The sequence below is a fragment of the Chromobacterium sp. IRSSSOUMB001 genome (assembly GCF_023507765.1).
Lineage (GTDB): Bacteria > Pseudomonadota > Gammaproteobacteria > Burkholderiales > Chromobacteriaceae > Chromobacterium > Chromobacterium haemolyticum.
Genome location: NZ_JALCYU010000001.1, coordinates 435,940 through 450,544, shown reverse-complemented (window position 1 = coordinate 450,544; position 14,605 = coordinate 435,940). Strand labels below are relative to the sequence as shown.

General features: G+C 64.0%; 13 protein-coding genes. 5 read left to right on the top strand and 8 right to left on the bottom strand.

Features of this window, described 5'->3' with window-relative positions; genetic code table 11:
• Positions 1–13 precede the first annotated feature (13 nt).
• The 4 genes from MOV80_RS02040 to MOV80_RS02025 all read right to left on the bottom strand — a co-directional run bounded on the left by MOV80_RS02040 (position 14) and on the right by MOV80_RS02025 (position 4,932).
• Entirely contained in the window at positions 14–1,078 is a 1,065-nt protein-coding gene (locus MOV80_RS02040; protein WP_107732327.1) for an ABC transporter permease, read from the bottom strand.
• 16 nt (positions 1,079–1,094) lie between these two features.
• Positions 1,095–2,036, bottom strand: coding sequence for an ABC transporter permease (locus MOV80_RS02035; RefSeq protein ID WP_019100403.1), 942 nt, complete (start codon positions 2,034–2,036; stop codon positions 1,095–1,097).
• Between the two features lie 48 nt (positions 2,037–2,084).
• Positions 2,085–3,890: an ABC transporter substrate-binding protein gene (locus MOV80_RS02030; RefSeq protein ID WP_118267009.1), complete on the bottom strand. Its 1,806-nt coding sequence runs from the start codon at positions 3,888–3,890 to the stop codon at positions 2,085–2,087.
• Between the two features lie 208 nt (positions 3,891–4,098).
• Positions 4,099–4,932, bottom strand: a complete 834-nt coding sequence (locus tag MOV80_RS02025) for an SDR family NAD(P)-dependent oxidoreductase (RefSeq protein WP_019100401.1) — start codon at positions 4,930–4,932, stop codon at positions 4,099–4,101.
• Positions 4,933–5,188: 256 nt separating this feature from the next.
• Here MOV80_RS02025 and MOV80_RS02020 point away from each other — a divergent pair, with 256 nt between their 5' ends.
• Genes MOV80_RS02020 through dxs form a run of 3 tightly spaced genes read left to right on the top strand, consistent with a single transcriptional unit; the run spans position 5,189 to position 8,172 of the window.
• Positions 5,189–5,422 (top strand): exodeoxyribonuclease VII small subunit, encoded by a 234-nt coding sequence (locus tag MOV80_RS02020; RefSeq protein ID WP_019100400.1) that lies wholly within the window; start codon positions 5,189–5,191, stop codon positions 5,420–5,422.
• Entirely contained in the window at positions 5,412–6,308 is an 897-nt protein-coding gene (locus MOV80_RS02015; RefSeq protein WP_118267006.1) for a polyprenyl synthetase family protein, read from the top strand. The genes MOV80_RS02020 and MOV80_RS02015 overlap by 11 nt, the downstream gene beginning before the upstream one ends.
• Before the next feature lie 13 nt (positions 6,309–6,321).
• Positions 6,322–8,172 (top strand): 1-deoxy-D-xylulose-5-phosphate synthase, encoded by a 1,851-nt coding sequence (gene dxs / locus MOV80_RS02010; RefSeq protein ID WP_249604791.1) that lies wholly within the window; start codon positions 6,322–6,324, stop codon positions 8,170–8,172.
• Positions 8,173–8,246: 74 nt separating this feature from the next.
• On the opposite strand, the gene MOV80_RS02005 is transcribed toward dxs, so the two are convergent.
• Complete coding sequence (locus tag MOV80_RS02005; RefSeq protein WP_019100396.1) at positions 8,247–9,029, bottom strand: alpha/beta hydrolase; 783 nt, start codon at positions 9,027–9,029, stop codon at positions 8,247–8,249.
• A gap of 245 nt (positions 9,030–9,274) precedes the next feature.
• Between MOV80_RS02005 and dsbD the strand changes: the two genes are divergently transcribed.
• Both dsbD and MOV80_RS01995 read left to right on the top strand, forming a co-directional pair.
• Positions 9,275–11,035 (top strand): protein-disulfide reductase DsbD, encoded by a 1,761-nt coding sequence (dsbD, locus tag MOV80_RS02000; protein ID WP_249604793.1) that lies wholly within the window; start codon positions 9,275–9,277, stop codon positions 11,033–11,035.
• Positions 11,036–11,125: 90 nt separating this feature from the next.
• Positions 11,126–12,238 (top strand): AI-2E family transporter, encoded by a 1,113-nt coding sequence (locus MOV80_RS01995; protein ID WP_052052309.1) that lies wholly within the window; start codon positions 11,126–11,128, stop codon positions 12,236–12,238.
• Positions 12,239–12,422: 184 nt separating this feature from the next.
• Here the strand turns inward: MOV80_RS01995 and MOV80_RS01990 are convergent, their stop codons facing one another.
• From MOV80_RS01990 to mobB, 3 genes are read right to left on the bottom strand one after another with little or no spacing between them, the layout of a single operon-like run.
• Positions 12,423–12,758 (bottom strand): 2Fe-2S iron-sulfur cluster-binding protein, encoded by a 336-nt coding sequence (locus MOV80_RS01990; RefSeq protein ID WP_249604790.1) that lies wholly within the window; start codon positions 12,756–12,758, stop codon positions 12,423–12,425.
• Between the two features lie 3 nt (positions 12,759–12,761).
• Positions 12,762–13,955: a gephyrin-like molybdotransferase Glp gene (glp, locus tag MOV80_RS01985; RefSeq protein ID WP_019100293.1), complete on the bottom strand. Its 1,194-nt coding sequence runs from the start codon at positions 13,953–13,955 to the stop codon at positions 12,762–12,764.
• Positions 13,942–14,448, bottom strand: a complete 507-nt coding sequence (mobB, locus tag MOV80_RS01980) for a molybdopterin-guanine dinucleotide biosynthesis protein B (protein WP_043594496.1) — start codon at positions 14,446–14,448, stop codon at positions 13,942–13,944. The genes glp and mobB overlap by 14 nt, the downstream gene beginning before the upstream one ends.
• Positions 14,449–14,605 lie beyond the last annotated feature (157 nt).

The following is a 14,605-nucleotide window of genomic DNA, read 5'->3' as shown; positions in this document are numbered from 1 at the left end:
GGTTCTCCCCCGCTCACTTCGCCGCCGCGCGCGGGTCCAGCGCGTCGCGCAGCGCATCGGTCAACATGCTGAAGGCAGTCACCAGGGTGGACATGAACACCACCACCATGGCCAGTTGCCACCAATAGCCCTGCAACAGCTCTTCCGGCACTTCCGCCAGCATGGAGCCCCAGCTCACCTGGCGCACGTCCACGCCGAAGCCTAGGAAGGACAGGATCACTTCGTACTTGATCAGGCCCACCATCAAGAGGGAGAACTGCACCAGCAGCAGGTGGGAGACATTGGGCAGGATGTGGATGAACATGCGGCGGCTGTGGCTGGCGCCGATGGCGTCCGCCGCCTGCACGTACTCGCGCGAGCGGTTCTTGATGAACTCCGCGCGCACCAGGCGGAAGGTACCGGTCCAACTGGTCAGTGACAGCACCAGAATGACGGTGGCGATGCCGCGCCCGGCCACGGCGGCGAAGGCGAGCAGCAGCAGCATGTCCGGCACCGAGGTGAACACGCTGTAGAACCACATCAGGAAGTCGTCCACCTTGCGGCCAAAATAGCCGGCCATCGCGCCCAGCGAGGTGCCGATCAGGATGGACAGCAGCGCGCCGAAGAAGCCCACCAGCAGCGAGGTCGCGGTGCCCTTGATCACTTTGTCCAGGATGTCGCGGCCGCGCTGGTCCGCGCCGAAGGGCAGCGACGCCACTTTCTTCACTTCCGGCACCGCGTACTGGGCGGCGTGCGGGCGCGCGGCCTCCAGCCAATCATGGATGGGGTCTTCCGACGGTTTCAAGCGTTCGGTGGGCACGATGGCGCTGGACAGACCTCCAGCGGCGGCCGGTGTTTCCTGCTGGCGGTATTTCTCCAACAATAAAGTGGGCGGCGCGTAGGAGGCGGCGATTTCGTCGTTCCAGCCGCGGCCGGCCAGGTTGAGCCAGCCGGCGGCGGCCAGCAGCATGAAGGCCGCCACCACCCACAGGGAAACGAAGCCGATGCGGTCGCGTTTCAAGCGTTGCCAGCCCAGCGCCCACAGGCTGCGCGAGGGGGCGGCCGGCGGCGCGCCGGCGGTATTGTGCAATGTTGTCATGTCTTGTGCTCCGCGCTTACTTGAGTTGCACGCGTGGATCGATCCACTTGTAGATGATGTCGGCCAGCAGGTTGAACACCATGGCGGCGGCGGCGATGGTCACGGTGATGGCCTTGATCACCGGGAAATCGCTCTTGTCCACCGCCATCAGCAGTTCATTGCCCATGCCGGGGATGCCGAAGAAGCGCTCCAGCAGCATCGAGCCCAGCACCAGGAAGGGCAAGGACATCATCACCGCGGTGACCACCGGGATCAGCGCGTTGCGCAGCACGTGCTTGAACAGCACGGTTTTTTCGGACAAGCCCTTGGCGCGCGCGGTGCGCACGTAGTCGTGGCCCAGTTCTTCCACCACGAAGCTGCGGTAGAAACGCACATTGGGCGCCAGCGACACCAGCATGCCCAGGATCAACGGCAGCGGCACGTAGATCAGCAGGCTGCGCAGCAGGCTGTCGTCGTCCCAGCCCATCACCGGAAACCAATCCAGTTTGAAAGCCAGCAGGTACTGGCCGACGATGATGTAGGCCAGCGAGCTGATGGACATGGCCACGGTGCAGATCAGCGTCACCATGCGGTCGGTCAGGGTGCCGCGGTAGTAAGCCACGACGATGGCGATGGGCAGCGCGGTCAGCAGTTCGAACACCAGCAAAGTGCCGGTCAGCGTCACTGAGGGGCCGATGCGCGAAGCCAGCGTGGCGGTGACGGACTGCTGAGTGGACCAGGAGGTGCCGAAGTCGAAGGCGGCCACTTGCTTGACGAAGAGCCAGAACTGCTGCGGCAAGCTCAGGTCCAGGCCCAACTGGGCGCGGATATTAGCCATGATTTCCGGCGTCAGGCGTTTGCCGGCCAGGATGTAGGTGGGGTCTCCGCCCACCCAGTTGAACAGCACGAACACCAGCAGCATGACGCCGAACATCGTCGGCACCATCTGCCAGATTCGGCGGATGATGAAATTGAACATCTGCTTCTCCAGAATATAGCGGCGCGGCTGCGCCCCGGATCAAGGCGGTTAGCGGCGCTTGCTCAGGTCGATGTCGACATAACGCCAGGACACGCCTACCGTGGCCAACGGATGCGGTTTGTAACCCTTGAGATAGTCGTGACTGACGATATTTTCGAAGCGGGTCACGCCCAGCACATAGGGCTGATAGGCGGCCGCCACCCGATTCATGCGGTCAAACAGCGCGTCGCGCTCCGGGCCGTTGGGCAGCACTTGCGAAGCCTCGTAGGCCTTGTCGAACTCCGGCCGGCTGAAGAACGGCAGGTTGCCGACGCCGATCTGCTTGCTCCACAGGCCGGTGACGAAATCGTCGCCGTCCGGAATGGCGGCGGAACCGCCCAGCGACCACATCTGCACCTTGCCGGCGTAGGCGGCCTTGAGGTTTTCGTTCCACTTGGCCACTTTGAAGGTGACGCGCAGCTTGATGCTGTCGAAAGCCTTCTGCCAGATCTGATTGAACTGCTTGTCGAAAGCGCTGCCTTGGGTGGCCTGGGTGATTAGCAGCGGCTGACCGTTGGGCTGGCGGCGGTAACCGTCCGGGCCTATCTTGTAGCCGGCCTGGTCCAGCAGCGCGTTGGCCAACGCCGGATTGAAGTCCGGCGCGCCGTGAAAGCGCGGATCGTTGCCCACCATGTTTAAAGGCACCAGATTTTGCAGCTGGATGGCCTGCCCGCTGTACAGCAGCTTGATCACTTCCTGACTGGGGTAGGCCATGCCGATGGCGCGGCGCAAGGCAATCTTTTGCTTGCTGTAGCCGCCCACCACCGGGTCGCGCATATTGAAGAAAGCGTAAGTCAGGTCCATGCCCAGGTTGTGGTGCAGGCGAATGCCGCGCTGCGCCAGCGTTGGGTTGAGGCTGGCCTGGAAGGGGTTGGCCTCGCTGCTGTGCACGGTAGAGGGAATGGCGGACTTGGGCACGCCGATGTAGTCGATCTGCTTGTTGAGGAAGGACAGCCAGCGCGGCTGCTCTTCTTCTATCACCTTGATGTCGATGCGGCCGATGACCGGCAGCGTCTTGCCGCGCAGTTGCTCGGCGATTTCGCGGTCCTGAGGCGGCGCGTCGGCAGCCGGCTCGTCGGAGAACACTTCCTTGCGATAGCCAGGGTTGGCTTCCAGAATGATGCGGTTGCCCGGTTTCCATTCCTTCAGCATGAACGGACCGGTACCCACCGGGTGGGCGTTGGTGTTGCTGTCGTAGGCTTCAATCACCTCGCGCGCCACCGCGCCGCTGAATTTGGCGGCCACGGTATAGAGAAAGTTGTAATTGGGCTTTTTCAGCGTCAGCTGTAGGGTATAGCGGTCCAGCGCCTTGATGCCTTCTATAGGCTTATCGTAATCAAAGCGCCCTTTCTTGCTGGCCGCGCTGCCCGCCTCCGCCAACCCCAGCACATAGTCGGTATAGGAGGTGGCGTTGGGCGAGCTGACCTTGGGGTCGGCAAAGCGCTTGATGCTGTAGGCGTAGTCCGCGGCGGTCAGCTCCCGCTTTTTGCCCTTGAAGGCCGGATCGTCGGCAAAGTAGATGCCGGGCCGCACCTTGAAAGTGAACACCTTGCCGTCCGCCGAAATTTCCGGCAGCGCCTGGGCGGTGCCCGGCTTGAGCTTGACCGGCCGCGCCAGATAATCGTATCTGAGCAGATTGTCGAAAATGTTCTCGATCACGCCCAGCGAATAGATATCGCTCATCTTGGCCGGATCAAAGCCGGTCTCAGGCGCTAGGAAAGACACCTTCAGCGTCTTGTTCATATCGGCCGCCTGAGCGGACGCGAATAGGCCCGCCCCCGCCAGCAGCAGGGGCAGCCATTTCCAGCGATTCATCTCGCTTACTCCTTTGTGTCACGGAGCCGGGAAACCCGGCGTCTCTATTGTTATGCCTGCTCCAGCATGAGGAAATGCCATGAGCAAGTGCCGTGACTGTAAAGCGAATCCGCCGGCTAGATCAACAAGAAACTATCAAAATGGCATCAAAGAAAAAACATGCCTATGCATAGAAAAACTCATGCTAAGCCAAGGGCTTGGCGCCACCTTAAGTCGCCGCGCGCAAGGCCCAGTCAAAACAACGGGTTGGCAGCAAACGGCGTAGCCACCAATACAATTTGGTAGGGAAAGTCACCCGGTAACGCGCCGCCGGCTTGGCCGCCGTGATGGCGCGATGCACCGCCTCCGCCACCGCGCTGGCCGGCAAGGTGAACGGCGCGGCGTGTCCCTCTTTCTTCAGCCGCGCCAGCTGCTGCTGATACGCGTCGCGATGATGGCTGGCGTCGATGTCCACGTTTTTCAGGAAACGCGCCAGCGCATTGGGACGGAAACGGCTTTCTATCGGCCCCGGCTCCACCAGGGAGACATGGATATTGGTGCCGTGCAGCTCATGACGCAGGGTGTCGCACAGGCCTTCCATCGCGAACTTGCTGGCGTTGTAGGCGCCGCGCCAGCGCATGGCGGCGAAACCGAGGATGGAGCTGTTGAACACGATGCGGCCATGACCCTGGGCTCGCATCACTTTGAGCGCGGCGTTGGTCAGTTCCCAGGGACCGAACAGATTGGTCTCGAACTGCTCGCGCATCGCCGCTCGGCTGATGTCCTCCACCGCGCCAGGCTGGCCGAAGCCGGCGTTGTTGAACAAGGCGTCCAGTCGCCCGCCGGCCATCTCCAGCGCCTGGGCCAGGCCGTCGCGAATGGAATCGGCGTCGTCCACGTCCAGCCGGATGCAGGCCATGCCCTCGCTGCATAGGCGCTCCACGTCGGCGGCGGCGCGGCAGCTGGCGATCACGCGCCAGCCGCGCTGAGCCAGGATCAAGGCGGTGTGGTAGCCGATGCCGCTGGAGCAGCCGGTAATCAGAATGGATGGTTGCGAATGCATGCTGGCCTCTGTCGTTTTCAATTGGCGACACCCTACCGCAAATGCGGACGACGGGGAATTGTCCGCTAGGCGCGTTCCCTTTCCGCGCAGTTAGCATCCCAACAGCATCCACGCTTGCCGAAAGCGCTCAATCGCCTCTGTCGCCGCACCCTGTAATTGGACTAGAATGACGGCCTTAAAGAGCCGCCTGCGCCCACGCGACACCGACGGAGCCCGCACGGCCCGGCCACCACGAAAGCACCATAAGGAAAACGCCATGGCTAAAGCCAACAAAGCGCCGGCCAGTTTCGAAACCGCACTGGCCCAACTGGAAGACATCATCCAGGCGATGGAAAGCGGCGACATGCCGCTGGAAACGGCGCTCGGCTCCTACAAGCAGGGCATAGAATTGATCAAGTTCTGCCAGGCCAAACTGGCCGACGCGGAACAGCAACTGAAAATACTCGAAAACAACGAACTCAAACCACTGGAATTGTCCAATGGCCAATAAACCTTTCATGGCCTGGATGACCGAGATCCAGCAGCAAGTGGAAGGTGCGCTGGAACGGCTGCTGCCCTCCGATCAGCACACGCCGCAAAAACTGCACGAAGCGATGCGCTACGTCTGCCTGGGCGGCGGTAAGCGGGTACGCCCGCTACTGGTGTTCGCCGCCGGCGAATTGGTGGGGGCCTCGGCCGACAACCTGGCCCGCATCGGCGCCGCGCTGGAGATGGTCCACGTCTATTCGCTGGTGCACGACGACATGCCCTGTATGGACGACGATGTGCTGCGCCGCGGCAAACCCACTTGTCACGTGGCTTACGACGAAGCCACCGCGCTTTTGGCGGGCGACGCGCTGCAAACCCATGCCTTCGATACGCTGAGCGCGCCGCTGCCGGGCGTGGGCCCCGCGGCTCAGCTCGCCATGGTTCACACCCTGGCCCGCGCCGCCGGCCACGCCGGCATGGCCGGCGGCCAGGCCATAGACTTGGCCAGCGTGGGCAAGGCGCTGAATCAGCCGGAGCTGGAATACATGCATTTGCTGAAAACCGGCGCGCTGATCCGCTCGTCGGTGTTGCTGGGCGCCATGGCCGGCCGGCCGTTGAGCGAGGAGGAAACCGCCCGTCTGGACGTGTTCGCCAAGCGCATGGGCCTGGCCTTCCAGGTGGTGGACGATGTGCTGGACTGCGAGGCGGACACCGCTACGCTGGGCAAAACCGCCGGCAAGGACGCCGCCCACGACAAGCCCACCTACGTCAGCCTGATGGGGCTGTCCGAAGCCAAGCAGTTTGCCCGCGACTTGCGCGACGAGGCGTTTGCCGCGCTGGAAGGATTTGGCGATTCCGCCCAACGATTGAAGGAACTGGCCGACTACATCGTCGCGCGCTCGTTCTGAGAAGCAGAAAACTATGTATCCCTTGCTCGAGACCATTCAAAGCCCCGCCGACCTGCGCAAGCTGTCGCGCCAGCAGCTTGCGCCGCTGGCCACGGAACTGCGCGACTTTCTGGTGGAAAGCGTCAGCAAGACCGGCGGCCACTTCGCCTCCAACCTGGGCAGCATTGAGCTGACCATCGCCCTGCACTATGTGTTCAACACCCCGGACGACCGCCTGGTGTGGGACGTGGGCCATCAAACCTACCCGCACAAGATCCTGACCGGCCGCCGCGAACGCATGGGCAGCATGCGCCAGAAAGGCGGCCTGGCCGGCTTTCCCAAGCGCGACGAATCGGAATACGACACCTTCGGCGTCGGCCATTCCTCCACCTCCATCGGCGCGGCGCTGGGCATGGCGGTGGCCGCCAAGACTCAGGGCATAGAGCGCAAGTGCGTGGCCATTATCGGCGACGGCTCCATGACCGCCGGCCAGGCCTTCGAGGCCCTCAACAACGCCGGCGCGATGGACACCGACCTGCTGGTGGTGCTCAACGACAACGAGATGTCCATCTCGCCCAATGTCGGCGCGCTGAACAACTACCTGGCCAAGCTGATGTCCGGCCGCTTCTACGCGGCGATGCGCGAAGGCTCCAGCAAGGTGCTGGGCATCGCTCCGCCGCTGAAGGAGATCGCCAGCAAGGTGGAAGAGCACGTCAAGGGCTTCTTCACCCCGGGCACCCTGTTCGAGGAGTTCGGCTTCAACTACATCGGCCCCATCGACGGCCATGATGTGGACGTACTGGTGGACACCCTGAGCAATATCCGCAGCCTCAAGGGGCCGCAGTTCCTGCACATCGTCACCAAGAAAGGCCACGGCTACAAGCTGGCGGAGAGCGACCCGGTCAAATACCACGGCGTCACCAAATTCGACCCTAGCAACGGTCTGACCAGCGGCAAGGGCGGCGGCAAGCCGCAATACACCCAGGTGTTTGGCGACTGGATCTGCGACATGGCCAAGCGCGACCCGCGCCTGGTGGGCATCACCCCGGCGATGCGCGAGGGCTCCGGCCTGGTGCGCTTCGAGAAGGAGCACCCGGACCGCTATTACGACGTGGCCATCGCCGAACAACACGCAGTCACCTTCGCCGCCGGCCTGGCCTGCGACGGCGTCAAGCCGGTGGTGGCGATCTACTCCACCTTCCTGCAACGCGCTTACGATCAGCTGATCCACGACGTGGCGCTGCAAAACCTGCCGGTCTTGTTCGCCATCGACCGCGCCGGCCTGGTGGGCGCGGACGGCCCCACCCACGCGGGCGCCTTCGACCTGTCCTTCCTGCGCTGCATTCCCAATCTGACGGTGATGGCGCCTTCGGACGAGAACGAATGCCGCCAGATGCTGTACACCGGCTTCCAGATGAACAGCCCGGCCGCGGTGCGCTATCCGCGCGGCACCGGCCCCGGCGCCGAGATCCAGGCGGAAATGACGGCGTTGCCGCTGGGCAAGGGCCTGGTGCGCCGCCAAGGCGAAAAAGTGGCCATCCTCGCCTTCGGCAGCATGGTAACGCCGGCGCTGGCCGCCGCCGAGGCGCTGAACGCCACCGTGGCCGACATGCGCTTCGTCAAGCCGCTGGACGCGGAGCTGGTGTGCCGGCTGGCGGAAAGCCACGATCTGGTCATTACCGTGGAAGAAAACGTGGTGATGGGCGGCGCCGGTTCGGCCTGCCTGGAAGCGATGCAGGCGATGGGCATCCTCAAGCCGGTATTGCAACTGGGCCTGCCGGACGATTACGTCGAACACGGCGACCCGGCCGGCATGCTGGCCGATTGCGGCCTGGACGCCGCCGGCATCGAGCGCAGCGTGCGCCAGCGGCTGGCGATGCTGTAAGCCTGCCCCTCGTGACAGAACAAAGCCCGGCTTAGCCGGGCTTTGTTTTTGCATGAAACCGCCTTTGGAAACGCTCAGGCCTCCAGCAGCTCTAGAATGAGCCGCGCGGTTTCCTCCGGCCGCTCCAGCGGAAACAGATGGCTGCCCTGCTGCATCCGCACCTGAATATTGAAGTGTTTGCGCATGAAGCGCAGGTCAGCCGGCTTGAGCACATCCGAACCGGTGCCAGCGATAAAGGTGGCCGGCACTTTCAATTGTCCGCGATAACGCGGAAAATCATGCGGCAGCGCGCAGTAGATTTCATGTTCGATCTGCGGCCGGAATTTGAGCTTGCGCCCGCCCTGGCCGTCGTCAACGGTGCCGTGCTCGGCGTAGTCGGCCAGGCAGTCCGGATCGAAACGGGCAAACATCGGCTTGCGGGCGAAGTAGTCGTGAACCATGGCCACCGATGCCCAGTTATCGCGCCGCTTCAGGGTGTTGCCGCCCGGGGTGACGCGGTCGATGAAGCCCAGCTTCTTGGCCAGCCAAATGCCTCGCGAGCGGAACGGCCCCATCAGCGGCGAATCCAGAATCACAATGCGCTTGAACAACTCCGGCCGGCGCAATGCGGCATAGAACATCAAAAAGCCGCCCAGCGAATGGCCGACGCCGACGATGGGCCCTTGATAGTGGCTTTCGATGTGCGCAATGGTTTCCTCCACCAGATGGGGCCAGCAGTCTGTCACTGGATAGGCCGGATCGTGGCCGATGGCATCGAGGAAGCCCACTTGGTGGCGCTCGCCCAACGCGGCTAGAAACTTGCGGTAAACCGAGGCCGGAAAACTGTTGGCATGAGCAAAGTGAATCGTTTCTCGCATGATGTATGGTGTTGCGCCCTAGTTTTTATATAAATATTCTATCTTACCGTTTGCCCGGAATTTGAATTTAATGCATATTGTTTTCGCATAGCAAGACGCGGCGGCAACCCAGTCTGCCGCCCTCCGCGCCCCGCCCGGCCGCCAAGGAACCAATGCCTGAGCGCGCCGGTCATTCAAACGCTAACGACCATAAACCATAGAGTCATCCCGTGCCAATCAACTTATCGCTACTCTCATCCCGGATCGTGGGCTTGCTCGCGGTCTCGCTGGCCTGCCTGGGCTTGAGCCTGCCCGCGCACGCCGTCAACCAGGACGACCTGCTGCCGGCGGAGCAAGCCTTCGCCGCCAAGGTTGAACGCGCCGGCGAACAGCTCAAGCTGACGCTGGACGTGGCTCCCGGTTACTACCTGTACCGCGACCGCACCCAGATCAGCAGCCAGCCGGCCAAGCTGGTGGGCGCGCCGCAGTTCCCGGCCGGCAAGGAAAAGAACGACCCGTACTTCGGCAAACAAACCGTATTCACCGGCAAGAACGTGATAACGGTGCCGCTGCAAGCCAATGCGCCGGCAGAGTTTGAGTTGCAAGTACGCCTGCAAGGCTGCGCCGACGCCGGCGTGTGCTATCCGCCTTACACCCACAAGCTCAAAGTGGGCGGCACGCCGTCCGCCGGCGGCAAGCTGGGCGAATGGCTGTCGGAGGCGCCCCCTCAGGGAAAGTCCCCGGCCGGCAACAATGAGCTGGCAGCCCAGGGTTGGCTGACCACATTGGGCACCTTTTTGCTGGCGGGCATCGGCATGGCGTTCACCGCCTGCATGTACCCGCTGCTGCCCATCGTCTCCTCATTGATTGCCGGCCAGGGCGCTACCCTGACCCGCCGCCGCGGCTTCCTGTTGTCCTTCACCTATGTGCAGGGCCTGGCGCTGACTTACACCGTGGTCGGCGTCATCGCCGGCCTCACCGGCGCCTTGCTCACCGTATGGCTGCAACAGCCGGCGGTGGTGCTGAGCGCCAGCGCGCTGATGGTGGTGTTCGCGCTGTCCATGTTCGATCTGTTCACCATCCAGCTGCCGTCGGCGTTGCAATCGCGGCTGGCCGACACCTCTAATCATCTGTCCGGCGGCAAATTCGCCACCGTATTCGCGATGGGCGCGCTGTCCGCGCTGATCATCGGCCCCTGCGTCGCCCCGCCGCTGGCGCTGGCGCTGGGCTATATCGGCAGCACCGGCGACGCCGTTCTGGGCGGCGCGGCGCTGTACGCGATGGCGTTGGGCCTGGGCCTGCCGCTGATCCTGATCGGCACCTTCGGCGGCCATGTGCTGCCCCGCGCCGGCGGCTGGATGAAAACAGTCAAAGCCGGCTTCGGCGTCGTGATGCTGGGCCTGGCCATATGGCTGGCCACGCCCTTCCTGGCGGGCGCGCTGGTCATGCTGCTGTGGGCCTTGCTGCTGATAGGCAGCGCGGTGTCCCTGGGCGCGCTGGAGGGGCTGCCGAGCAACGCCGGCGCTCCGCGCCGCTTGGGCAAGGCCGCCGGGGTGGCTCTGCTGCTGATCGGCGCGGCGCAATTGGCCGGCCTGCTGGCCGGCGCCGACAACCCGCGCTACCCCTTGCGCTGGCTGAGCCAGGGCCAGGCGGAGGCCAAGGCCGCGGCGGTGTTCCAGCCGGTGGCCAACAGCGCACAACTGGATGCGCTGCTGGCCAAGACCAAGGCGGAGGGCAAGCCGCTGTTGCTGGATTTCTACGCCGACTGGTGCGTGTCCTGCAAGGAGATGGAGGCGGAAACCTTCCCGAATCCGGCGGTCGGCCGCCAAATGCAGGGCTATGTGCTGGCCAAGGCCGACGTGACCGCCAACAGCGCGGAGCACCAGGCGTTGCTCAAGCGTTTCGGCCTGTTTGGCCCGCCGGGCATTATCTTGTTCGACAAACTGGGGCAGGAAGCGGATCGCGTGATCGGTTTCACGCAGGCGGAAGCCTTCGCCAAGACCCTGGCGACGGTGAATCCGCAATAGCGGCAAGCGCCAATTGCATTCACGCTCATTGCATTGCAGAATCAGCGGGCCGATCTTTCGATCGGCCCGTTTTCATTTTCCGAGAGCCCCATGGCCATCAATAAAGCGTTCTCCAATGTCAGCATCCTGGCGGTGTTTCAGATCGCCATCATCGCGCTGCTGGTGATGTCCTGCCTGCGCGTGATCCAACCCTTTCTCGGCGCTCTGACCTGGGCCGCCATCATTGCCATTTCCGCTTGGCCAATGCATTGCCGACTACGGCAAAAGCTGGGAGAGCGCCACAAATTGGCCGCCCTGCTCATCGTGCTGGCGCTGGCCTTGGCCCTGGCCATCCCCATCGGCCTGATGGCGCTGACCTTGGCCGACACCCTGCCCCACCTGTCCGGCCTCACCCACGACCTGACCCAGTTGACGCTGCCCAACGCGCCCACCTGGCTGGCCAACATCCCGGTGGTGGGCGAAAGCCTGCAAAAGCTGTGGGGCAGCGTGCAGGCCGACCTGCCCGGCTTCTTCGAAAAAATCCGCCCGGCGGTCAACCAAGGCGCGTTGTGGCTGCTGTCCGGCGGCGCCAATCTCAGCCTGAGCCTGCTGGAAATCGTGCTGGCCATCATTGTGTCCGGCTTGCTGCTGATCAACGGCGACCGGCTGTGGGACATGGTGGAGCTGATCGTGATCAAGCTGGGCGGCGCGCCGGCCGGCGAATTGCCGGATGTGATCGCCCGCACCATACGCAGCGTTACCACCGGCGTGGTGGGCACCGCGCTGGCGCAGACCATCCTGTGCGTGATCGGCCTTTTGATCGCCGGCGTGCCCGGCGCGCTGGTGCTGGGCTTCCTCTGCTTCATCGTCGCCGTGGCGCAAATGCCCACGCTGATCGTCTGGCTGCCGGCCGCGGCCTGGGTGTTTTACACCGGCAACACCGGCCTTGGCATCTTCCTGCTGGTCTGGGGCTTCTTGCTGATCAACACCATAGACAATATTCTGAAGCCCTTGCTGATCAGCCAGGGCGCGCAGATGCCACTGTCGCTGATCTTTCTGGGCGTAATCGGCGGCCTGATCGCCTGGGGGGTGATAGGCCTGTTCATCGGCCCCACCCTGCTAGCGGTAGCCTTGACCATGTTGCGCCATTGGCTGCGCCCGGAATGTCCGGAGCCCAAAACCGGCGAGGACGACACTTGCGAACAGGTCGGCGCTTCCGAGTAACGCATCACAAGAGGCTGTTGACGATCTGCTACGCGTCGGCGCTGCGACATTGAAAACGGCCTCAAAATGCTCATGCATCGTGTGCGCACTCCGCTTTTTCAGCCGTTTTCGCTAGCGCTCGCAAAATCGTAAACGCCTTCCCAACACACAAGGGCCCGCATGCGGGCCCTTGTGTATTTGGCGCTCAAAACGCCGGACACTCCACTTCCCAGTCTTCCTCGCTCAGATGCAAATGGCAGGCCAGCCGCCAAGGCCGCGCTTCGGTCCAGCATTCGCTGGCGGCCTGGGCGGCGTCGATGGCGCCGGCGCGGAGCAACACGTTGCGCTCCTTGCGGCTGGGCCGCTGCTCCGCCTCTGGTGTCGCCAGCCTCACCTTGCAGGTGCCGCACGTGCCCTGTCCGCAGCGCCAGTGCAGGGGCACGTCCGCCAGCCGAGCCAGGTCCAGCAGGTTATCGCCAGCCGCCGCCTGCTGTTCGCCGAGCAGCGCGCCGTTTTCATCGACGAAACGGATGGTGGGCACGACTCACTGCACCAGCGGCAAATAGGGCAGCATATCGCCGCGCGCCACGGCCTGACCCGGCTCCAAACGCACCAGGCCATCGGCCCAGGCACAGGACATCAGCACGCCGGAACCTTGCTGCGGGTACAGCTCCAGTTGCCAGCGGCCGTCCACGCACACGCGCCGCACGCGGATGAATTCGCTGCGGCGCGCATCCGGCCGGGTCCAATCAAAAGCCGCCGGATAAGGGCCTTCCGGCGTCAGCGCCGATACCGGCAGGCCGGCGCGCCGCTCCAGGAAGGCCCTCGCCAACACCTGGAAGGTGACGAAGCCGGACACCGGGTTGCCGGGCAGACCGATGAAATCCGCCTGCCCCACCTTGCCGTAGGCCAGCGGCTTGCCCGGCTTGATTGCCAGCTTCCACAGGTCTAGCGAGCCCTCGGCCTCCACCGCGGCCTTGACGTGGTCTTCCTCACCCACCGACACCCCGCCGCAGGTCATGATCACATCGGCGGCATCCGCAGCGTCGCGCAGCGCCTCGCGCGTGGCGCCAAGAGAATCGCGGACAATGCCCAGATCAATCACCTCGCAGCCCAGGCGCATCAGCGCCGGCGCCAGCCAATAACGATTGGAGTTGTAAATCTGGCCGGCGGCCAGCGGCCGGCCCGGCTCCACCAGTTCGTCGCCGGTGAAGAATACCGCCACCCGCAACGGGCGGAACACCGTCAGCGTCTCCACGCCGATGGACGCAGCCAGACCAATGTCGGCGGGGTTCAGCACCTTGCCCGCCGGCAGGATTTCCTGGCCGGCGCGGATGTCTTCGCCGCGGCGACGGATGTTCTGGCCGGCGCAGGCCGGCTGGCTGAAACTGACTGTGCCGTCGTCGGCCGTTTCGGCCTGCTCCTGCATGATGACGGCGTCGGCGCCGGGCGGAATGGGCGCGCCGGTGAAAATGCGCGCCACGCTGCCGGCGGCCAGCGCTTGCGGCACGCTGCCGGCCGGCACTCGCTGCGACACCGGCATCGCCGCGGTTTGCTCCCCGGCGCGCAAAGCGTAGCCGTCCATCGCGCTATTGTCGTGCGGCGGCACGTCCAGCGTGGCCAGCACCGGCTCGGCCAGCACGCGGCCGGCCGCGGCCAGCAATTCGACTTGTTCGGTGGCGGCCAGCGGCTGGGCGCGCTGCAGCAGCCAGTCGCGGGCTTGTTCAAAGCTCAGCATGGGACAGGTCCAATCTTGAAATCAGGAAGGCGGCGACAGCGTCCGCGTCGTCGCGGTGAAACCAGGGGATGTCCAGCGCCTGCGGCAAGTCGCCGACCACGGCCAGCACTTGCGGATCGGCCGGATGCAAGGCCGGCGCGGCCAAAGCGCTGTTGACCACTTCTATCTTGGGAATGGCTTCCTGTTTGAAGCCTTCGGCCAGGGCCAGGTCGCAGGGGCCCAGCATGGCCAAGTGGGCGGCCAACGGCAGCTCGTTGCTGTCCGCCAGCTCCTCCACCAGCATACGGCGACGGGCCGAAGCCAGCAGCACTTGCGCCGCGCCGGCCTGACGGTGGCGCCAGCTATCCTTTCCCGGGGTGTCCCAGTCCACATCGTGGTGAGTGTGCTTGATCACGGCGACGCGCAGGCCGCGCGCCGTCAGCCGGGGAATCAGTTTTTCCAGCAAGGTGGTCTTGCCGCTGCCGGAATAGCCGGCGAAACCCAACACGCGCATGGCGCAGACGCCCCCATAAAGATTCAGGCGGCCATGATAGCATGGCCGCCCGCGGGCTTGACTCCTACCAAAGAGCTAGCCGCCTAGAGCGTATTTACGATCTTGCCGGCTAGAGAGAGACAGGCGAAAACAGCTGAGAAAGCGGAATGCGCATCCA